Raw genomic sequence first — 20055 nt, forward strand, 5'->3', positions numbered from 1 at the left:
TGGCGGCAGGTCGTCGGGCCTAGATTGGGGCCTTCCCGCCACGACTAGCCCGGACGCCGCCCGTGACAGCCCATTTCATCCACGATGCCTACTTTTCGCGCGGCCTGGATCAGGCCGACCCGGACGTCGCCGCCGCCATCAAGGGCGAGCTGCATCGTCAGCAGGAGCAGATCGAGCTCATCGCGTCCGAGAACATCGTCTCGCGCGCGGTGCTCGAGGCGCAGGGGTCGGTCCTGACGAACAAATATGCCGAGGGGTATCCAGGCCGTCGCTACTATGGCGGCTGTGAGTATGTGGATGTCACCGAGGATCTGGCGCGGGAGCGGGCCAAGCAGCTATTCGGCGCGGCCTTCGCCAACGTTCAGCCGCACTCGGGCGCCCAGGCGAACCAGGCGGTGTTCTTCGCCCTGCTGCAGCCCGGCGACACCTTCCTGGGCATGGACCTCGCCTGTGGCGGGCACCTGACGCACGGCAGTCCGGCCAACCAGTCGGGCAAGTGGTTCCGGCCAGTGACCTACAAGGTCCGTGAGGACGACTTCCTAATCGACTATGACAACGTGGCCGAGATGGCTGAGCGCGAGAAGCCCAAGCTGATCGTCGCGGGCGCTTCGGCCTACAGCCGCCACATCGACTTCAAGCGGTTCCGCGAGATCGCAGACAGCGTGGGCGCATACCTTATGGTGGACATGGCCCACTATGCGGGCCTGGTCGCCGGGGGAGTCTATCCAAACCCGGTGCCGCACGCCCACGTCGTGACGACGACAACCCACAAGACCCTGCGCGGGCCGCGCGGCGGACTGATCCTGTCCAACGACCCGGATCTGGGCAAGAAGTTCAACTCTGCGGTCTTCCCCGGTCTGCAGGGCGGGCCGCTGGAGCACGTCATCGCCGCCAAGGCCGTGGCCTTCGGCGAGGCCCTGAAGCCCGAGTTCAAGGCCTATGCGGGCCAGGTCGTGAAGAACGCCCAGGCCCTGGCAGCCGTCCTGGTCGAGCGCGGACTGGCCATCGTCTCGGGCGGCACCGACAGCCACCTGATGCTGGTCGACCTGCGGCCCAAGGGCGTGACCGGCAAGGCGACGGAGCTTCAGCTCGAGCACGCCCTGATGACCTGCAACAAGAACGGCGTGCCGTTCGACACCGCACCCTTCACCGTGACGTCGGGCGTGCGCTTGGGCACGCCGGCGGGGACTACGCGCGGCTTCGGCGTGGCCGAGTTCCAGCAGGTCGGTCACTGGATCGCCGACGTCGTCTCCTCGATGAACGGCGGGGACGAGGCCGATCCGGCCGTCGTCGCCGAGGTCGCTGGCAAGGTGCGCGAGCTGACGGCGCGCTTCCCGATCTACGGATAAGGCCACCGCATGAAGTGCCCCTTCTGCGGCAACGCGGACAGCCAGGTGAAGGACAGCCGCCCGTCGGACGACGGCGCGGCCATCCGTCGTCGCCGGTCCTGTCCCAACTGCGGCGGGCGCTTCACCACCTTTGAGCGGGTCCAGCTGCGCGAGCTGGTGATCCTGAAACGGAACGGGCGGCGCACGCCGTTCGACCGCGACAAGCTGGAGCGGTCGCTCGCCATCGCGCTGAGGAAACGCCCGATCCAGCCGGAACAGGTCGAGCAGATGGTGTCGCGCATCGTGCGCCAGCTCGAGAGCCTGGGCGAGACCGAGATCCCGTCAAGCGTCGTCGGCGACTTCATCATGAAGGCGCTGAAGGGCGTCGATGAGGTGGCCTATGTCCGCTACGCCTCGGTCTACAAGGACTTCCGCGCCACCGGCGACTTCGCCCGCTTCCTGGGCGACGAGGGGCTGGACGACGATCCCGGAGCATCGCGCGGCTGATGCGGATCACCTGGAAGGTCGCGACGTCGCTGGACGGCCGCATCGGCACGTCCACGGGCGAGAGCCAATGGATCACCGGGCCAGAATCCCGAGCCCAGGGACACAGGCTCCGCGCCGCGCACGACGCCGTGCTCGTCGGCGTCGAGACGGTGCTGGCCGACGACCCCCGCCTGACCGTCCGCCTGCCCGACGAGCCGGACCTGGAGGCGAAGCAGCCGCTGCGGGTCGTGCTGGACAGCAAGCTCAGGACGCCGTCCTTCGCCCGGATCGCGGCGGCGGGCACGCTGATCCTGACCACGCGCGATCCCATGCAGATCGGCCCGGCGGAGGTCATTCGCGTCGCGGGCGACCAGAACAACCGGCCGAGCGTCGAAGCCGTGGTCCAGACCCTGGCGGCCCGGGGCGTGAAGAGCCTGATGATCGAGGGTGGTGGCCGCGTGGCCGCGTGCTTCGTCTCGGCGGGTCTGGTCGACGCGATAGAGTGGTTCCGGGCGCCGATCCTGCTGGGCGGCGACGGACGGCCCGGCGTGGCGGCTCTCAACCTCGCCAGGTTGGCGCATGCGCCGCAGTATCGCAGACTTGCGGTCGAGGTTCTGGGTGACGACCTGTGGGAACGCTACGAAAGGCGATCCTGAGATGTTCACCGGCATCATCACCGACATCGGCCGCGTTCGCGCGGTCGCCCAGACGGCGCGTGACCGCCGCTATGAGATCGAGACGGCGTGGGACACATCGGGCATCGATCTGGGCGCCTCCATCAGCCATTCCGGCGTCTGCCTGACCGTCGTGGAGAAGGCGCCGGGCTGGTTCGCGGTCGAGGTCTCGGGCGAGACCCTGTCGAAGACGACGCTGGGTGCCTGGACGGCGGGGACGAAAATCAACCTTGAGCGCGCGACCCGGGCTGGGGATGAATTGGGCGGGCACATCGTGTCCGGGCACGTCGACGGACTGGGGTCCGTCGTCGAGATCACGGCCGAAGGCGGGTCGCACCGCATCGTCATCGAGGCGCCCGAGCCGCTGCATCGATTCATCGCGGCCAAGGGGTCGATCACGGTCGACGGCGTGTCCCTGACCGTGAACAGCGTGGACGGCCGCCGCTTCGGCCTGAACATCATTCCCCACACCTGGGAGGCCACGACGCTGGGCGAACTCAAGGTCGGCGACCCGGTCAATCTGGAGATCGACATGCTGGCCAGATACCTCGCCCGGTGGCAGGAGACCGCGTGATGCACCTCGCCGCCGCCACCACAGACAGCCCGATCAGCCCGATCGAGGACATCCTGGAGGACGCCCGCAACGGCCGTGCCTACATCCTCGTCGACGCCGAGGATCGGGAGAACGAGGGCGACGTCATCATCCCGGCCCAGTTCGCCACGCCGGACCAGATCAACTTCATGGCTCGCCACGCGCGCGGCCTGATCTGCCTGGCCATCACCTCGGAGCGGGCGCGCGCCCTGCGCTTGCCGCCCATGGCCGCCGAGAACCGCACCAGCATGGGCACGGCCTTCACGGTCTCGATCGAGGCGCGCGAAGGCGTCACGACCGGCATTAGCGCGGCGGACCGCGCCCGGACCATCCAGGTCGCGGTCGATCCGATGAAGGGCGCCGACGACATCGTCTCGCCCGGCCATGTCTTCCCGCTGGTTGCCCGCGACGGCGGCGTGCTGGTCCGGACCGGGCACACAGAGGCAGCGGTCGATATCAGCCGCATGGCCGGTCTGACGCCCGCCGGCGTGATCTGCGAGATCATGAACGACGACGGCACCATGGCGCGCCTGCCGGACCTGATCGCTTTCGCCCAGTTGCATGGCCTGAAGATCGGCACCATCGCCGACCTGATCGCCTATCGCCGTCGCACCGAGCGGTTCGTCGAGCGGGTCATGGACACCCCGTTCGAGAGCGTCCACGGCGGGCCGTTCCGCCTGATGCTCTATCGGAACACCATCGAGGGCGCCGAGCACGTCGCCCTGGTCCACGGCAAGATCGAGCCGGGCAAGCCGACCCTGGTGCGCATGCACCAGGTCGATTTCGCCGCCGACCTCCTGGGCCATGTCGAGGCGCGCCAGAGCTACATTCCCAACGCCCTGAAGACGATCACCGATCACGACGGAGCAGGCGTCGTGGTGTTCCTGCGCGACCCGACGCTTCAGGGCCTGGCCGAACGACTGTCGGGCGCGGACAAGCCCGTGGCCATCGACCGGTCCTTGCGAAACTACGGCGTCGGGGCGCAGATCCTGCTCGATCTCGGCGTGCGCGACATGATCGTCATGAGCTCCAGTCGGCCCGAGCCCGCCGCCATCGAGGGATACGGCCTCAACATCGTTGGCTGGCGCACCATGGACGGAGAAGACCCATCCTGACCGAAGCTCCCCGCGTCCTGATCGTCGAGGCGCGCTTCTATGACGATCTGGCCGACGCCCTGCTGGAAGGCGCCAAGGACGCGCTGAAGGCGCGCGGCGCGACCTTCGACGTCGTCACCGTACCGGGCGCGCTGGAAATCCCGCCCGCCATCGCGCTCGCCGACGAGGCCGGCAAGTTCCCGACCGCGCCGCGCTACGACGGCTATGTCGCGCTCGGCGTCGTCATCCGCGGCGAGACCTATCACTTCGAGATCGTGTCGGATCAATCGGCGGCCGGGATCATGACCCTGGGCACGCGGGGGTTGATCATCGGTAACGGCGTCCTGACCGTCGAGGATGAGGCCCAGGCCTGGGCGCGAGCGCGTCTGTCTGAGGGCGACAAGGGCGGCGGGGCGGCGCGCGCCTGCATGGACCTGATTGAACTCAAGCGCCGTTTGCGCCTAGGGCTGCACGGATGAGCGAGCCCGCGTCCCCCAACTCCATCGCGTCGGTCCTTGAGCAACTGGCCGAGGCCGAAGCGGCGCGGGCCGAGCCGCAGCTGACCAGCCGCCAGCGTCGCGCCCGGACCGTGGCGCGTCTGGCCGCCGTTCAGGCGCTCTATCAGATGGAGTTGGCCGGGGAGGGGGTCGAGACCGTCATCTCCGAGTTCGAGAACCATCGCTTCGACGCCCAGATCGAGGGCGAGATGCTGGCCGAAGCCGACGAGGACTGGTTCGCCGAGATCGTGCGCGGCGTGGTCACCAGCCAACGCGGCATCGACACGGCGGTGAAGGCGCGTCTGGCGTCGAACTGGCGGCTGGAGCGGCTGGACGCGACGCTTCGGGCGCTGTTGCGCTGCGGGGCCTGGGAGCTGATGGAGCGCCCTGAGGTCCCCAGGGAAATCGTCATCGACGAATACGTCGAGCTGGCCAAGGCCTTCTTCGACGAGGCCGAGGCCAAGTTCGTCAATGCGGCGCTCGACGGCGTCGCCCGTGACGTCCGGCCGAAGAGCTGACGCCGTGCCCGCCGTCGACGTCGCCGGCGAGTTCGAGACTATCGAGCGGTTGCTTCGGCCACTGGCCCATCCAGACTATGCGCGAGACCTCGCCGACGACGTGGCGGTGCTGCCGTCGCGCCCCGGGTTCGACCTCGTCCTGACCAAGGACGCCATCGTCGAGGGCGTGCACTTCCTGCCGGACGATCCGCTGGACACGGTGGCGCAGAAGCTGCTGCGGACGAACCTGTCCGATCTGGCCGCCAAGGGCGCCGAGCCGTTCGGTTATCTGCTGGCCTGCCACTGGTCCGAACGCTGCGGCTGGCCGGAGCGGCAGGCTTTCGCGGCCGGACTGGCGGTCGACCAGAAGGCGTTCGGCGTGAGCCTGCTGGGCGGCGACACGGTTGTGACGCCGGGTCTAGCGAGTTTTTCGGCGACGCTGCTCGGCTGGGTTCCGAGGGGTGGGGCACCGACGCGAGCCGGAGCCCGGCCCGGCGACGCTGTCTATGTGACTGGCACGATCGGCGACGGCTGGCTGGGTCTGCAGGCGGCGCAGGGACGGCTGTCGCTGGACCCGGAGCGGGTCGCGGCGCTCGCAGAACACTATCGCCGTCCCGTGCCGCGGCTGGAGTTCGGACAGGCGGTCCGGGGCCTGGTCAGCGCCATGATGGATGTCTCCGACGGCTTAGTCGCCGACGCCGCCCACATCGCGCGGGCCAGCGGCGTCGGACTGGAATTCGATCTGGAAGTCACGCCGCTGTCGGCGGCGGCGCACGCCTGGTTCGACAATCGCATCGACCCCGAAGCGGCGATGAAGAAGCTCGTCACCGGCGGGGATGACTACGAACTCCTGCTGACCGCATCGGAGCGGGAGGAGTCCGCGCTGCGACGGGAGGCCGATCGCCTGAGATTGCGGCTGACGCGCATCGGGCGCGTTGTATCCGGTGCAGGCGTGGAGGCGCGCTATCTCGGCAAACCCGTCCGCATCGACCACGGCGGCTGGACCCACGGCGGGTAGCAACGGAATCTCAAACCCTCTCTGGCAGTGTGCCGACATGCGCCGCAGAGACCTCTTCGCCCTCGGAACCCTGGCCGTCGCCGCGACCGCGGCAGGGAGCGCCTCTGCGGGCGGCCCGACGTCGTCGTCGGGAACGGTCGCGCCGTCGCTGAACATCGCGGGCGTGGGCGTGCCAATCATCGCGGGCGGGCGCATCCGCAACTACGTCTTCGTGACCCTTCGGCTGACGCTTGGATCCGGCCAGACGCCGGAGATGATGCGGGCCAAGGAGCCCTACTATCGCGACGCCCTGGTGCGTCAGGCGCACCGGACGCCCTTCGTACTCGCCGATGACTGGACCCGCGTCGATTCGGAGGCCATCAGCGCCTGGCTGATGCGCGCCGCGCCGTCGATCTCGGGCGCGGGCTCGATCGCCTCGGCCGAGGTGGCGCTCCAGACGCCCCGCCGTCGTACGGGCGTCCGCCCCGTCTGACTTCCAGGGGCTCAAAAACCCCAGCCTGACAGCAAAAGCCCGGTTGCGCCCATCCGCCGCATGCGGCACGGTTTGGCCGCAATTCCCGCTGGGACGTAACCACGCGTCCTGACGCGCACGGGGGGACCGGAAGGCGGAAAGAGGCGAACAACGCCCGCCGCGCCAAGGGTCCGCGCGCCCAAATGCACTAGGTATGGAAACGCCAATGACGAACTACTTGTGGCTAGTCATAGCCGCGGGCGCCCTGGGGGTCCTGTACGGGCTCATCCAGACGGCCGCCCTGATGAAGGCCGACACCGGCAACGACAAGATGCGAGAAATCGCCGCCGCCATCCAGGAAGGGGCCTCGGCCTATCTGCGGCGGCAGTACACCACCATCGGCATGGTCGGCGTGGTCATCCTGATCGCGGCCTGGCTGCTGATCGGTCCCTATGCCGCCATCGGCTTCGTGATCGGGGCAGTGCTGTCCGGCCTGGCCGGGTTCGCCGGCATGCTGATCTCGGTCCGCGCCAACGTCCGCACCGCGCACGCCGCCTCGCAGAGCCTGTCGAAGGGTCTGGACCTCGCGTTCCGGTCCGGCGCCATCACCGGCATGTTCGTGGCGGGCGGCGCGCTTCTCGGCGTTGCGGGCTACTACGGCGTCCTGACCGAGGTGCTCGGGCTGGAATCGACGGGCCGCGAGGTCATCGACGGCCTGGTGGCTCTGGGCTTCGGCGCCTCGCTGATCTCCATCTTCGCGCGTCTGGGCGGCGGCATCTTCACCAAGGGCGCCGACGTGGGCGGCGACATGGTGGGCAAGGTCGAGGCCGGCATCCCCGAGGATGATCCCCGCAACGCCGCGACCATCGCTGACAACGTGGGCGACAACGTCGGCGACTGCGCCGGCATGGCCGCCGACCTGTTCGAGACCTATGCGGTGACGACGGTGGCCACCATGGTGCTGGCGGCCATCTTCTTCCGCGGCCAGCCCTATGTGGACGTGCTTATGCTGCTGCCGCTGGCCATCTGCGGCGTCTGCATCGTCACCTCGATCATCGGCGCCTTCTTCGTGCGCCTGGGCAAGAACAACAGCATCATGGGCGCCCTGTATCAGGGCCTCATCGTGACCGGCGTCCTGTCGGTCGGCGCCGTGTATTGGGTCATCAACACCCTGGTCACCGGCCCGGTCGTGACGACCAGCGGCCTGCAGATTGAGCCCATGGCCCTGTTCTGGTCCGGCCTCGTCGGCCTGATCGTGACCGCCGCCATCGTGGTGATCACCGAGTACTACACCGGCTCCAACTTCCGCCCGGTTCGGTCGGTCGCCAACGCTTCGGTCTCGGGGCATGGCACAAACGTGATCCAGGGCCTGGCCGTGTCGCTGGAGGCCACCGCGCTCCCGGCGCTGGTGATCATCGTCGGCATCGTCGCCAGCTTCCAGCTGGCGGGCCTGTTCGGCATCGCCATCGCCACCACGACCATGCTGGGCGTGGCCGGGATGATCGTGGCGCTGGACGCCTTCGGTCCCGTGACCGACAACGCCGGCGGCATCGCCGAGATGGCGGGTCTCCCCTCGGAAGTGCGTCACTCGACCGACGCCCTGGACGCCGTGGGCAACACCACCAAGGCCGTGACGAAGGGCTATGCGATCGGTTCGGCGGGCCTCGGCGCGCTGGTGCTGTTCGCCGCCTACACCTCGGACCTGCAGTACTTCGCCTCCAACCCGGCGGAGTATCCCTTCTTCGCCAACATGGGCGTGGTCGCCTTCGACCTGACCAATCCCTACGTCGTCGTCGGCCTGCTGTTTGGGGGGCTGCTGCCCTTCCTGTTCGGCGGCATGTCGATGATGGCCGTGGGCCGCGCGGCCGAATCGGTCGTGGCCGAGGTGCGTCGCCAGTTCCGCGATAACCCCGGCATCATGACCTATGAGGTCAAGCCGGAGTATGGCCGGGCGGTCGACATCCTGACCAAGGCGGCGATCCGCGAGATGATCGTGCCGTCGCTGCTGCCCGTGCTGTCGCCGATCGTGCTGTTCGTGGCGGTGCTGTTCATCTCGGACAAGGCCAACGCCTTCGCCGCGCTCGGCGCCATGTTGATGGGCGTCATCGTCACCGGCCTGTTCGTCGCGGTCTCCATGACCTCGGGCGGCGGCGCCTGGGACAACGCCAAGAAGGTCATCGAGGAAGGCTTCACCGACAAGAACGGCGTCCTCCACGGCAAGGGCTCCGAGGCGCACAAGGCCGCCGTCACCGGCGACACCGTTGGCGATCCCTACAAGGACACGTCCGGCCCGGCGGTGAACCCGATGATCAAGATCACCAACATCGTGGCGCTCCTGCTGCTCGCGGTGCTGGCGAGCGGGACCATCGGCTGATCCCTGTCCTGGGCATATGAGACGGGCGTCCTGGCCAGGCGTGGCCAGGACGCCCTTTTTTCATGGAGCGACCCGCGGGCGATGAAGAGCGTCGCCGCTCGCCCGTCAGCTTTCGCCGAACAATGGACTCTGATCGGAAAACGACTGTAGCTTGACCATGGGGCGACAAGGCGGCGCTTAGTCAGCCCCGGCTGAATCCAGGATCCAGGTCAATGCGGGGGCGTGACTGTCGTGATGAAGATCTTCGGCCGGGTGTTTCTGATTGTCCTCGTGGCGGGGGCGGTTCTCGGCGTCGGCTGGTCTGTCTTCGACGGGGTGCAGCGCGCGAAGGTCGAGGCCGCGGTGCGGCCCTGGATCAGCGAGAACGCCGTCGCCTTCGACCCAGACACGCCCGACAGCCTGTGGAGCCCGGAGTTGGCCCGTGTGCTTGGCGGTGCCCGCCTTATCGGGGTCGGCGAGGCGACCCACGGGAGTCACGAGGACGGAGCCGCCAAGGCCGCCATCATCAAGGGGCTGGTGACCTCCGGGGCTGTGGATACGGTCATTCTGGAGGTCAACGCCAATGGCGGTCGAGAACTCGACGCCTTCATCCGGGGTGAGTCCGGCGATCCCGCAGAGCGCGTGCGTACGGCCAACATCTTCAGGGTGAACAAAACGTCCGCCCTCGCGGATTTGATCGGTTGGCTGCGAGACTGGAACAGGACGGCCGCGAACCCCGTGCGCATTTACGGGATCGACTGTCAGGCGACATCGCCCGACGCCCTGCTCGCGCATCAGGCGCTGACGAGGCTTGAGCCCGCTGAAGCTCAGCGGCTGGCCCCCCCGCTGTCGCCGATTTTGTCGTCGGAGGCGCAAGCGCTCCGGTTCCCGATGCTGATCAAGTCCCTGACCTCGGCGCAGCTTCAGGAGGCAATGGCAGCTCTGGTCGAGCTCCGCAGAGCCCTCGAACGCCATCCGGGGACGGAAGACGCCCGCTATGCGGCCCTGACGGCCTGGCAAGGGCTCAAGGCCTTTGAGCTCGAGACCTCTGACGGCCGGATCACGGGCGATGCCGCAGCCATCGCGGATTACTATTCCCGGCGCGATGTCTTCATGGCCGAAAATATCCTGAACGGGCCTGCACAGGGCGCGGGGGTGTTCTGGGCTCACAATAATCACGTGGCAGGCGGCGTGCCGGCCGGAACGGGCTACGTCCCCACGGGGGCCCGTCTACGCGAGGCGCTGGGAGACGCCTATCGCGTGGTGGTGACTGAATATGGAACGGCGCGTTTCAACGCGGTGCCCATGTGGCTGCCCTTCCCGCAACCCTCCGCGTCGGACGCGCAGAGCGAGATCACCTGGACCGTGCTGCACGGAAGGCCGGCGGCGCTTTTCTCTCGCGCGCATTCCGGACCCTATTGGGTGGCGCTGAGCGATCTGCCTGACACCGAAGCGAGCGCCGCGTGGCGCGCCTTGCCCTATACGCTCGATTGGCCCGGCTGGGTTGCCACGCCCGTCCAGTTTCTCAAGGCACCTTTCCGGGTTCCGCTCGGAGAGATGTTCGATGTCGTCGTCTATATCCCGGAGATGACGCCGTCCCGGCCGGTCTGACAACGAGAGCTCGGGCGACCGGCGAGGCTCATGTCGCGAGCGCTCGCTTTGGCAATCACTCCGAAGGGTGAGCTCCAGAGCGATCCTTTCGGAATGGCGGTCTGGGTGCCTTTTGGGGGCGCGGCCGGGATATCAGTCCGGACGGCGCTGTCCGGGCACGTCTTCATCCGTCCTTGGCAGCTGACCACGGCCGACGTTGCCCAGCAGCTGTTCGATCACCGTCAGCTCGCGGCCCCGTGTCGGCGTCTCGCGGTCGTTCATGGCGACCTGCTGGCCATCCTCGAGGCCCAGCGTCCGCACCTCGGCGACCCTGTCGTCGGCGGCGAAGGTGATGGCGGTCACGGAACGCTGAGACACCTGCGGACGGTTGTAGGTGTACCGCTCTGTCGTCTGGCTGATGTAGTACCAGATGTTCTCTTCGAAGGTGGACGTGGCCGAGGGTGAGCCCAGCTGGGCCAGCACGGTCGACTTGGTGTCCTCGCCGACCTTGATCTCGGCCGGGGCGACATCGACGGTCTGGAAGCCGTGGGTACCGACCACAGGCGCGCAGGCCGAAGCGGCAGCGCCGAGGGCGGTCACGAGAGCCAGGGTGGCGGCGGCTTTGTTCATGGATCGGAGCGCCTGCGACAAAACAAGGTCTTTGACCTAGACGGACCCGCGTCCTAGTTCAACGGCGCGGCGGAAAAGGGGCCGCAGAACCCATGCTTCAGAAACTGTTCCGCGTCCGTCCCAACGATCGTATCGGCCTGGACCTCTATGCCAAGACGGTCGAGCAGGCCCGCGATCCGGCGTTCTTCACGGACCTTGGGGTGGCCGACGAGATCGACGCGCGCTTCGAGCTCTACACGCTGCACATTCTTCTGCTGATCCTGCGGCTGCGCGACGAAGGAGAGGCAGGAGCCGAGATCGGCCAGGAACTGTTCGACGTCTATGTTTCGGCGCTCGACAACGCCTTGCGTGAACTGGGCGTGCATGACGTCACGGTCGGCAAGAAGATGCGCAAGCTTGGCGAAGCCCTGTATGGCCGAATGACCGCCTACGAGGGGCCGGTCCGTGCAGCTGACAAGGCGACGCTCGCCGAGGCTCTCGCCCGCAACGTCTATTCGGGAGCGGAGGGTAAATCCGGCGAGCGGCTGGCCGACTACGCCTTGCGGGCCAGAGCCGGGTTGGCCGCCCAATCTCTGAAGCAGGTGCTGGCCCAGCCGGTCTGGGCGGAGGTCGCGGCGTGAACCCGGATCATCGCCTGCCCTTTAGCGAGGTTCTGCGCGTCAATGAGATCGGCGCGGGGGTGACCCGGCGGCTGGTACCGGACGAGGCGGCGCGGGTCCGGATCGTCAAGGCGCTGGATCTCGCCTCGCTGACGTCGTTCGAAAGCGAAATCACCGTGGCCCCCGCCCACGTCGGCTGGAGGCTGTCCGGCTGGGTCCGCGCCCAGGCCGAACAGGTCTGCGGCGTCACGCTGGAGCCCTTGCCGGTTAGTGTCGACGAGCGGTTCTCGGTCGATCTGGTCGAAGAAGCCGACACGGCGTCCGAGGTCGAGGTCACCCTAGAAGACGACTCGCCAGACGTGATTGAGGAAGGCCGCATCGACCTGGGCCAATACGCCGTCGAACAGTTCGCGCTCGCGCTCGATCCTTTCCCGAGGAAGCCCGGCGCGGAGTTCGCCCAGCCCGAAGAACCTGCGGAAATCTCGCCCTTTGCCGTTCTGAAGCAGCTGCGCGCGGCCAAGGACGGAAAAAGCTGACGCAACGTCGGCTCGGATTGCATCCGTCCCGCGGGGCGGTATCCTTGGCGTACATAAGACCGCGCCCCTGAAGGCGCGCCGGAGCGTCCGACCCCCTTGCTAGCCCCGACCGTTATCTCGCTCGACGCCATGGGCGGCGACCATGGCCCGCCCGTCGTCGTGGCGGGCGTGCGCGACTACATCCGTCGGCATGGCGGCGAGGGCGTCCGGTTCCTGCTTCACGGCGACGAGGCTGCCATCGTCGCGGAACTGGCTCGGCACACTCTGACGGCCGAAGTCTGCGACATCCGCCACACGGACAAGGTCGTGGCGATGGATGAGAAGCCCGCCCAGGCGATGCGTCGGGGCAAGGGCTCCAGCCTGTGGAACGCCATCGAGGCGGTTAAAATGGGCGAGGCGGGGGCAGCGGTGTCGGCGGGCAACACCGGTGCCTTGATGGCGATCTCCAAACTGATCCTGCGGATGTCGGCGCAGGGGCTGGAACGGCCGGCCATCGTCGCCAGTTGGCCGACGCTGAGGGGCGTGACGGCGGTGCTGGACGTCGGCGCCAACGTCGAGAGCGACGCCGAGCAGCTGGTCGAGTTCGCCATCATGGGCGAGGCCTTCATGACCGCCGTGCACAACATCGCCCGACCAAGCATCGGCGTGCTGAACGTCGGCTCCGAGGACATGAAGGGCCACGAATCGGTGCGCGAGGCGTCGCGGATCCTGCGCGAGGGCGGCCTGGGCCTAGCCTATCATGGCTTCGTCGAAGGCGACGACATCGCCAAGGGCACGGTCGACGTGGTCGTCACCGACGGCTTCACCGGCAATATCGCGCTGAAGACCGCCGAAGGCGTGGCGCGCTTCATCTCGGCCCTACTGAGAGAGGCCCTGACCTCCAGCCTGCGCGCCAAGGCGGGCGCCGTCATCGCCATGCCGGCGCTGAAGGCCATGGCCCAGAAGATCGACCCCAGCGCCATCAACGGCGGGCCGCTGCTGGGCCTGAACGGCATCGTCGTGAAGAGCCACGGGGGTGCCGACGCCAAGGGCTTCGGCAACGCCATTCGAGTCGCGGTCGAACTGGCCCGCAGTGACTATCTGGCGACCGTGGGGGCCAACCTCGGCCGCCTGGACCGTATCATGCACGCGGCCCCGGCGGCTGCGTCTGAGGAAGAGACCGTTTCGTGAGCGTCATCCGCAGCGCCGTCACCGGCGTGGGTTCCTATCTGCCCGAACAGATCGTCACCAATGACGACCTGTCGGAGATCGTCGACACCTCCGACGAATGGATCATCGAGCGCACCGGCATCCGCCAGCGCCACAAGGCCCGTGACGATCAGCCGACCAGCGATCTGGCCGTCGAGGCGGCGCGCCGGGCGCTGGCCGACGCGGGCCGTGACCCGTCCGAGGTCGATCTGATCGTCGTGGCGACGACGACGCCGGACATGACATTCCCGGCCACCGCCTCGATCGTGCAGCGAAAGCTCGGCGCGCCCACCTGCATCGCCTTCGACGTCCAGGCGGTGTGCTCGGGCTTCGTCTATGCGCTCAGCGTCGCCGACGGCTTCGTGGCGCGAGGGCACGCCAAGTGCGCCCTGGTCATCGGCGCCGAGGAGATGACCCGGCTGATGGACTGGACCGACCGGACGACCTGCGTCCTGTTCGGCGACGGCGCCGGGGCCTTCGTGGTCGAACCGCGCGAAGGGCAGGGGACGACGGCCGATCAGGGCGTGCTGGGTTTCGCCCTGCGCTCGGACGGGACCAAGACCGATCTGCTCTATGTCGATGGCGGGCCGTCCAGTACGGGCACGGTCGGTCACCTGCGCATGGCCGGCAATCAGGTGTTCCGCCACGCCGTGGTGAACATCGCCGAGGCCATCACGGCGGCCTGTCAGGCGGCGGGGATCACCGTGCCCGAGGTCGACTGGTTCGTGCCGCATCAGGCCAATCAGAGGATCATCAAGGGCGTCGGCGACCGGCTGGGTCTGGACGAGCACAAGGTGATCTCGACAGTGGCGATGCACGCCAACACCTCCGCCGCCTCGATCCCTCTGGCGATGGACGCGGCCATTCAGGACGGCCGGATCAAGCGCGGCGACCTGATCCTGCTGGAGGCCATGGGCGGCGGCCTGACCTGGGGCGCGTGCGCGTTTCGGTTCTGAGGCGACGGGCTTAAGCACGCCGACGCTTTGACTTGGCGGCGTTTTCCCCTTTTATGGGAAGGCTGGACCTTGGGGGACGATCCGTGGGCGAACTGCAGACACTGACCCGAGCCGATCTCTGCGAGGCCGTCCACGAAGAGGTCGGCCTCTCGCGCCAGGAGTGCGCGAGCCTGGTCGAACGCACGCTGGACCTGATCGTCGAGGCCCTGGAGAAGGGCGAGACTGTCAAACTGTCCGGCTTCGGCGTCTTCCAGGTCCGGGAAAAGCGGGCCCGCATGGGGCGCAATCCCAAGACCGGCGAACCGGCCGCGATCAATCCGCGCCGCGTCATCAGCTTCCGCGCCAGCCAGATCATGAAGGCCCGAGTCCACGGGGCCAACGGGGCCTGAGATGCCCAAGTCCGCCCAGGCCTTCCGCACCATCTCGGAAGCCGCCGAGGCGGTCGGCGCGCCCCAGCACGTGCTGCGGTTCTGGGAGACCAAGTTCGCCTTCGTCACGCCGGTCAAGCGGGCGGGCGGACGGCGCTTCTATCGTCCGCAGGATGTCGTCATCCTGAAGGCGATCAAGAAGCTGCTCCATGAAGACGGCCTGACCATCAAGGGCGTGCAGAAGCTGCACAAGGAGCAGGGTCTGGCGGCGCTGGCGGCCCACGGCGGGGGCGATGCGATGATGAGCTTCGCGGGCCCGGAAGTCCCGGCCACCGCGTCCGGAACGGCCGAATCGAGCCGGGCCGTGACGGGCTCCACGGCGGAGCGGCTGCGCTCCGTGCTCGCCGATCTGGAAGCGGCCAAGGCGCGTCTGGACGCCGTCCTGACCGCCTGACCGGCAATCGACGCCGGCGGCGCTTTTAGGGTTTGCGGCGGCGCGGCCCCGCCGCTATACGACCGGCCTCTCGGAGCGTGGCGCAGCCTGGTAGCGCACTTGACTGGGGGTCAAGGGGTCGCAGGTTCGAATCCTGTCGCTCCGACCATCTTCCCTTGACCCATGTTTGTTTGCCCTAACGCTCGCCGCGCGGCGGCTCACTGCTTGAGGGCTAGAACCCCTTCACGAGCTGGATGATCCAGCGCTGGTCGTAGGGCTCGTCGTCGCTGATGGGGAACTCGACGCCGGTCAGCAGGAACAGGCTGTCGACCAGGCGGGTGCGGAGCGCGGGCGTCAGGCTGACGACGCCGTCGCCGTCGTCCGGCTCGAACCAGTTCAGCGCCAGGGAATGGGTGAACTGGCCCAGAGGCGCGGCCTGTGCGGGCGTCACGGTCTGGCCGAGCGCGAGGCTGAGCCCGAAGCCGTCCGCGCCGCCTTCGTCCCGCGCCGAATAGGCGACGCGGCCCCTGAAAGAGACGCCGGCACCTAGATCGCTCCAGAGATTGACCTGGGGCGTCACGCCGAAGACCTCGCCCGCGCCGACCGAATCGTCGCCCGTCGGCAGTTCGAAGCCGACCCCGGCGTTCAGCGACAGGTCGCGGGTCTCGGCGAGCATGACCTGACCAGTCACGCCGATGTCACCAAAGCCGGAGCCGCCGCCGTCCAGCTCCTGATAGACCGGGACCTCGATGCCGACCCAGAAGCGGCGGGACAGGGGGTAGTTGAAGCGGGTCGTGATCCGTTGGGCGTCGCCCAGGTCGGTCTCGGTCCAGTCGTAGGCGAGGTGGACCTCTCGCGTGAAGAAGCCGTCGGGAGCGCCGAGCCAGCCCTGGCGGGGCGCTCCGCTGGAGCCGTCCGGGACGGGGATCCAAGCTTGGTTGAACTCCTCGCCGAACCGTTCGCCGTCCAGCGGGGTCCAGGTCTGGGCCGTGGCCGAGGAGACCATGCCGAACAAGGCGGCGGTCGAAAGCAGGGCTGCGAGGGAGCGAGCGCGAGTGGACATGGGCGATCCTCAAGGGACGCGGGAGGCCGCGCCGTCGCGAACGGCCCCCTGGCCGCCGCAACAACCAATAAGGCTTGAGGATGGCCGCCGATCTTTTCGGCGATTGGCGTTTGCTTGTGTCGGCTTGCCGTTAGTTGCCGCGCCGCTTCAGGAAGGGCTTGCCCTCGGCCCAGCTGAGCAGGGGGAACAGCGGGACGCCCCAGAGGGTGCCGACCAGGGCGTAGTAGGCCAGCTGGGCCAGCGGGTTCGCGGGCACGCGCTCGCCGATCAGCGTCGCGGCCCAGATGTAGAAGCCAAGGAAGACCAGGATGCCGAAGGCCGCGACCAGGCGGCGGGTGCGAAGGCCCATCAGCGGGTGTTCCGGAACAGGTAGAAGGTGAAGAGGCTGAGGATGGACCCCGCGCCCGACCAGACGGTCCAGCCCAGCTCGTCCATCGTCGATGCGCCAAAGACGCGCACGGCCAGGAACCAGCCACAGACCGCGCCGGTCGCTGACACCAGGCTGGCACCGAACAGGCCCCGGCGGCCAGTCATCAGATCGGCGACCCAGGCGAGGGCCAGAACCGCGACGGTGGCGATGACGATATCGGCGTGCTGCACCCGGATTCAGTCTCCTTGCGCGCCGCTGCGACCTCGCGTCCCGACGGCGACTTTGATCTTGCCGCGATCGGGGGGCATACCGCCTCTCGTCGCGTTTGGCGGCACTGTATCGGTCGGAGCGTCAGGCGTCGAATGAACCGTTTCGGAAAGGTCGAACAGTCGCGGGCGGTGGCGATCTGGCTGTTCTTCACCGCGGCCATGGTATTCGCCATGGTGGTGATCGGCGGGATCACCCGTCTGACCGGATCGGGCCTGTCGATCACCGAGTGGCAGCCGATCATGGGGGCCCTGCCGCCCCTGAACGAGGCCGACTGGAACGAGGCCTTCGAGAAGTACAAGGCGATCCCGCAGTACGCCCTCGTCAACGCCGGCATGAGCCTGGACGAGTTCAAGTATATCTTCTGGTGGGAGTGGTTCCATCGGCTGTTCGGGCGTCTGATCGGCGTGGTTTTCGCGGTTCCGTTCTTCGCCTTTCTAGCGTTCCGGCTGCTACCGGAGCGGTCGTTCTTGGGGCGCTTCGCCCTGCCGGATCGGCTGGTCTGGCGGTGCGCCGTTCTGCTCGTGATGGGTGGGCTTCAGGGCTTCATCGGCTGGTGGATGGTCTCCTCGGGCCTGTCGGAGCGTGTGGATGTGGCGCCCGAGCGGCTGACGGTGCATCTGGGGTTGGCGTTCCTGATCTTCGCGGGCTTGATCTGGACGGGGCTGGAGGCCTGGAACGGGCCCGAGACTTCGCGGTCGCCGGCAGGCTGGAGCCGGGGTGCTGCGGTCCTATGGGGCGCGGTCTTCTTCCAGTGTCTGCTGGGCGGGCTGGTCGCGGGGGCCAAGGCGGGCTTCATCTATACGGACTGGCCACTCATGAACGGGGCGATCCTTGCGCCTGTGGACTGGGGGCAGGGGGCGCTGGCGTTCCTGCATGACCAGGCCTTGGTGCAGTTCAATCACCGGATCTGGGGGTATCTGCTGGTGCTCGGGGCGACGGTCTATGCGGTTCAGGCCTGGCGGTGGAAGCTGGCCGAGGGGATGGGCTTCGCGGCGATCGTTGTAGCGAGTTCCGTGTGGCTGCAGGCGGCGCTGGGCGTCGTGACGCTGGTCAACGTCGTACCGATCTGGCTGGGCGGGATGCACCAGGCGGGCGCGGCGCTGGTTTTGGCACTGGCAACGGCGAACCTGTGGCTGGTTCGCCGCTCTCAGCCCCGTCTGTTCATGAGCGGCCCGCGCCGTTGAAGGGTCAGGCCCGGACGCTGTCCCAGGGGCCGGTGACGGCGAGGGTGATGCCCGGGAACATGATGTTGACGAACAGGGTCGAGCCGTCGGGCGAGAAGACCGCGCCGGCCAGCTCCGCGTTGCCGCGGAAGACGTTGCGGGCGATCGTATAGACCTTGCCGTCTGGCGTGACGCCCTTGAGGTGATTGCGGCTGGTGTCGGAGTAGTTGTCCTCGCACAGGATCAGGTGGCCATTCGGCGCGATGGCCAGGTTGTCGGCCATGTTCAGCGTCTTTTCGTTCGTGCTCTCGACGAACAGCTGGAGGCGACCCGGCTGGGCGCCCTCGTCCGGGGTGCCTTCGGCAGGCGAGGGGACGTAGCGCAACACCTGACCCCGCTGGATCGGGCCGCCGGATGTCGCGGTCATATAGAGCTCATTGTCGCCCCAGAAGATGCCCTCGCCCCGCGCGACCAGGGCTGCGCCCGCCGCGTGACCGCGCATGCGCAGGTCGCCGTTCGGGCTTTCGACGTCGTCCATGTCGGTCCATTCGACCTCGACCCAGTCGCCGACGTTCCAGAAGCGATCGGTGTGGTTGGCCGTGTTAGCCCCTGGCGCGCCCTTGATGACCAGCGCCTGGAGACGGCCGCCTTCGGCGAGCCTGCCGGGTGTGTTGGGGATGAAGCGATAGAAGAGGCCGTCGACCGTGTCCTCGGTCTCGTAGACGATGCCGGTGCGGGGATCGACGCAGACGGCCTCGTGGTCGAACCGGCCCATGGCCTTGAGCGGGACCGGGTCGACCAGGCCGGTCGCGCTCGCCGGGACCTCGAAGACGTAGCCGTGCTCCTTCATGACGTCGGCGTCTTCCGGGGTCTCTTCCGTCTCCTCGCAGGTCAGCCAGGAGCCCCAAGGGGTATGGCCGCCGCAGCAGTTGGTCGAGGTGCCCGCCAGCGACAGGTGCTGGCTGACGACCTCCCCGGTCGCCATGTCGTAGACGAGCGTCGTGGTGCCGCCGGGCAGGGGGCGGCCGTCCTTGTAGGTGTCATAGGCCTTCTCGACTGGCAGGCGGCCGATCAGGGCCTGATCTTGGCCGCCGGGCCCCCAGTTACGGTGATTGGCGTTCCTGCCCCTGAGCTCGTGGTTGCGGACCAGGGCGACGCGGCTTCCCTCCAGCGGGAAACAGCCCATGCCGTCGAACTGACCAGGCACCAGCAGGCCGTCGTCCATCGCTTCACCGCCTTGAGACAGGATGCGATAGGAGAAGCCTTGGGGCAGGTCTAGCACGCCGTTCGGGTCGACGATCAGCGGGCCGTAGCCCTCGACCTCATTGATGTAAGTGTCAGATGAATCCAGCTCGACAACGCTCTTGGCCAAACCGCCAAAGGCAAGGGCCGCGGCACCCGTTGAGAAAAGACTGCGACGATCAAACTGCATGCGATGAGCTCCGAAGGCGGACACGATTTAGAGCAGGCCTCGTGCCCTGATCATCATGGTTCTGTGACGCTTGCTGCGGCGCGAGCGCGAGTCATCTCCCTCGCATGGGGTCCAAATGCGGGACAAGACAGCCAACCCGCGACCGAGCCTGATTTGTGGGTCAAGCGCCTCGTGTCCCTGCGCCCGCGTAGGGCTGATTCTGACGGGCAGCGTACAGACGGGATCCAGGTGCTTCGGTTAGCGCGGATATCGAGTTCATTGGGAAAGGTCGGCCGCCTTTAGCAACCAGTCCACGCCCGTGCGAGATAACGAAAGCCCCGCCGGATCGCTCCGGCGGGGCACTTCATTTCAGCGTCTCGCGCTCAAGCAGCGGTCGAACGCGTCGCCCGCGTTAGCGCCAGAAACCGGCTTAGGCGATGATCTTGGCCACGACGCCGGCGCCGACGGTGCGGCCGCCTTCACGGATG

Annotated in this window: 23 protein-coding genes and 1 tRNA gene; 19 read left to right on the forward strand and 5 right to left on the reverse strand. The window is 67.7% G+C overall.

The annotated features are described in order from the left end of the window. Nucleotides 1-77 precede the first annotated feature (77 nt). The 11 genes from glyA (at nucleotide 78) to IP78_RS11055 (ending at nucleotide 10601) form a co-directional block, all read left to right on the forward strand. Entirely contained in the window at nucleotides 78-1349 is a 1272-nt protein-coding gene (gene glyA, locus IP78_RS11005; protein ID WP_369814692.1) for a serine hydroxymethyltransferase, read from the forward strand. A gap of 9 nt (nucleotides 1350-1358) precedes the next feature. Next, nucleotides 1359-1835, forward strand: coding sequence for a transcriptional regulator NrdR (gene nrdR / locus IP78_RS11010; protein WP_029416096.1), 477 nt, complete (start codon nucleotides 1359-1361; stop codon nucleotides 1833-1835). Next, nucleotides 1835-2470: a RibD family protein gene (locus IP78_RS11015; protein ID WP_054111734.1), complete on the forward strand. Its 636-nt coding sequence runs from the start codon at nucleotides 1835-1837 to the stop codon at nucleotides 2468-2470. The genes nrdR and IP78_RS11015 overlap by 1 nt, the downstream gene beginning before the upstream one ends. Nucleotide 2471: 1 nt before the next feature. Continuing rightward, entirely contained in the window at nucleotides 2472-3062 is a 591-nt protein-coding gene (locus IP78_RS11020; protein WP_054111735.1) for a riboflavin synthase, read from the forward strand. Next, a complete protein-coding gene (gene ribB / locus IP78_RS11025; RefSeq protein ID WP_197272442.1) occupies nucleotides 3062-4195 on the forward strand; it encodes a 3,4-dihydroxy-2-butanone-4-phosphate synthase in 1134 nt (377 codons plus the stop codon). The genes IP78_RS11020 and ribB overlap by 1 nt, the downstream gene beginning before the upstream one ends. Beyond that, on the forward strand, nucleotides 4192-4653 hold the full coding sequence (ribH, locus tag IP78_RS11030; protein ID WP_054111737.1) for a 6,7-dimethyl-8-ribityllumazine synthase: 462 nt from the start codon (nucleotides 4192-4194) through the stop codon (nucleotides 4651-4653). Before ribB ends, ribH begins: the two co-directional genes overlap by 4 nt. Beyond that, nucleotides 4650-5189, forward strand: coding sequence for a transcription antitermination factor NusB (gene nusB, locus IP78_RS11035; protein ID WP_082384982.1), 540 nt, complete (start codon nucleotides 4650-4652; stop codon nucleotides 5187-5189). The genes ribH and nusB overlap by 4 nt, the downstream gene beginning before the upstream one ends. Continuing rightward, nucleotides 5143-6186, forward strand: a complete 1044-nt coding sequence (gene thiL / locus IP78_RS11040) for a thiamine-phosphate kinase (RefSeq protein ID WP_369814691.1) — start codon at nucleotides 5143-5145, stop codon at nucleotides 6184-6186. Before nusB ends, thiL begins: the two co-directional genes overlap by 47 nt. A 37-nt stretch (nucleotides 6187-6223) precedes the next feature. Then, nucleotides 6224-6658, forward strand: a complete 435-nt coding sequence (locus IP78_RS11045; RefSeq protein WP_054111739.1) for a hypothetical protein — start codon at nucleotides 6224-6226, stop codon at nucleotides 6656-6658. Nucleotides 6659-6863: 205 nt separating this feature from the next. Beyond that, nucleotides 6864-9011: a sodium-translocating pyrophosphatase gene (locus IP78_RS11050; RefSeq protein ID WP_054111740.1), complete on the forward strand. Its 2148-nt coding sequence runs from the start codon at nucleotides 6864-6866 to the stop codon at nucleotides 9009-9011. 222 nt (nucleotides 9012-9233) lie between these two features. Further along, the gene (locus tag IP78_RS11055) at nucleotides 9234-10601 is read left to right on the forward strand and encodes an erythromycin esterase family protein (RefSeq protein WP_156320378.1); all 1368 of its coding nucleotides are present in this window, start codon (nucleotides 9234-9236) and stop codon (nucleotides 10599-10601) included. A gap of 132 nt (nucleotides 10602-10733) precedes the next feature. Here the strand turns inward: IP78_RS11055 and IP78_RS11060 are convergent, their stop codons facing one another. Then, nucleotides 10734-11210 (reverse strand): outer membrane protein assembly factor BamE, encoded by a 477-nt coding sequence (locus tag IP78_RS11060; RefSeq protein WP_054111742.1) that lies wholly within the window; start codon nucleotides 11208-11210, stop codon nucleotides 10734-10736. Nucleotides 11211-11302: 92 nt separating this feature from the next. On the opposite strand from IP78_RS11060, the gene IP78_RS11065 reads away from it, so the two are divergent. From IP78_RS11065 to IP78_RS11095, 7 genes are all read left to right on the forward strand, one after another. After that, nucleotides 11303-11830 carry a ubiquinol-cytochrome C chaperone family protein gene (locus IP78_RS11065; protein ID WP_054111743.1) on the forward strand — a complete coding sequence of 176 codons (528 nt, stop codon included), beginning with the start codon at nucleotides 11303-11305 and terminating at the stop codon, nucleotides 11828-11830. Further along, nucleotides 11827-12345, forward strand: coding sequence for a DUF177 domain-containing protein (locus IP78_RS11070; protein ID WP_054111744.1), 519 nt, complete (start codon nucleotides 11827-11829; stop codon nucleotides 12343-12345). The genes IP78_RS11065 and IP78_RS11070 overlap by 4 nt, the downstream gene beginning before the upstream one ends. A gap of 96 nt (nucleotides 12346-12441) precedes the next feature. Next, nucleotides 12442-13515, forward strand: a complete 1074-nt coding sequence (plsX, locus tag IP78_RS11075; RefSeq protein ID WP_082384984.1) for a phosphate acyltransferase PlsX — start codon at nucleotides 12442-12444, stop codon at nucleotides 13513-13515. Next, entirely contained in the window at nucleotides 13512-14489 is a 978-nt protein-coding gene (locus IP78_RS11080) for a beta-ketoacyl-ACP synthase III (protein WP_054111745.1), read from the forward strand. The genes plsX and IP78_RS11080 overlap by 4 nt, the downstream gene beginning before the upstream one ends. A gap of 53 nt (nucleotides 14490-14542) precedes the next feature. Beyond that, nucleotides 14543-14878, forward strand: coding sequence for an integration host factor subunit alpha (locus tag IP78_RS11085; protein WP_051651188.1), 336 nt, complete (start codon nucleotides 14543-14545; stop codon nucleotides 14876-14878). Nucleotide 14879: 1 nt separating this feature from the next. Next, a complete protein-coding gene (locus tag IP78_RS11090) occupies nucleotides 14880-15311 on the forward strand; it encodes a MerR family transcriptional regulator (protein WP_054111746.1) in 432 nt (143 codons plus the stop codon). A 71-nt stretch (nucleotides 15312-15382) separates the two neighbouring features. Continuing rightward, a tRNA-Pro gene (locus tag IP78_RS11095) sits at nucleotides 15383-15459 on the forward strand. Between the two features lie 63 nt (nucleotides 15460-15522). Here the strand turns inward: IP78_RS11095 and IP78_RS11100 are convergent. The 3 genes from IP78_RS11100 to IP78_RS11110 all read right to left on the reverse strand — a co-directional run bounded on the left by IP78_RS11100 (nucleotide 15523) and on the right by IP78_RS11110 (nucleotide 16953). Then, nucleotides 15523-16353: a hypothetical protein gene (locus IP78_RS11100; RefSeq protein ID WP_054111747.1), complete on the reverse strand. Its 831-nt coding sequence runs from the start codon at nucleotides 16351-16353 to the stop codon at nucleotides 15523-15525. 130 nt (nucleotides 16354-16483) lie between these two features. Continuing rightward, nucleotides 16484-16702, reverse strand: a complete 219-nt coding sequence (locus IP78_RS11105) for a DUF2842 domain-containing protein (protein WP_054111748.1) — start codon at nucleotides 16700-16702, stop codon at nucleotides 16484-16486. After that, on the reverse strand, nucleotides 16702-16953 hold the full coding sequence (locus IP78_RS11110) for a hypothetical protein (protein WP_054111749.1): 252 nt from the start codon (nucleotides 16951-16953) through the stop codon (nucleotides 16702-16704). Before IP78_RS11110 ends, IP78_RS11105 begins: the two co-directional genes overlap by 1 nt. A 132-nt stretch (nucleotides 16954-17085) precedes the next feature. Here IP78_RS11110 and IP78_RS11115 point away from each other — a divergent pair, with 132 nt between their 5' ends. Then, nucleotides 17086-18177: a COX15/CtaA family protein gene (locus IP78_RS11115; protein ID WP_054111750.1), complete on the forward strand. Its 1092-nt coding sequence runs from the start codon at nucleotides 17086-17088 to the stop codon at nucleotides 18175-18177. 4 nt (nucleotides 18178-18181) lie between these two features. On the opposite strand, the gene IP78_RS11120 is transcribed toward IP78_RS11115, so the two are convergent. Further along, on the reverse strand, nucleotides 18182-19588 hold the full coding sequence (locus tag IP78_RS11120) for an alkaline phosphatase PhoX (RefSeq protein WP_054111751.1): 1407 nt from the start codon (nucleotides 19586-19588) through the stop codon (nucleotides 18182-18184). Between the last annotated feature and the right edge of the window lie 467 nt (nucleotides 19589-20055).

The organism is Brevundimonas sp. AAP58, from assembly GCF_001295975.1.
Lineage (GTDB): Bacteria > Pseudomonadota > Alphaproteobacteria > Caulobacterales > Caulobacteraceae > Brevundimonas.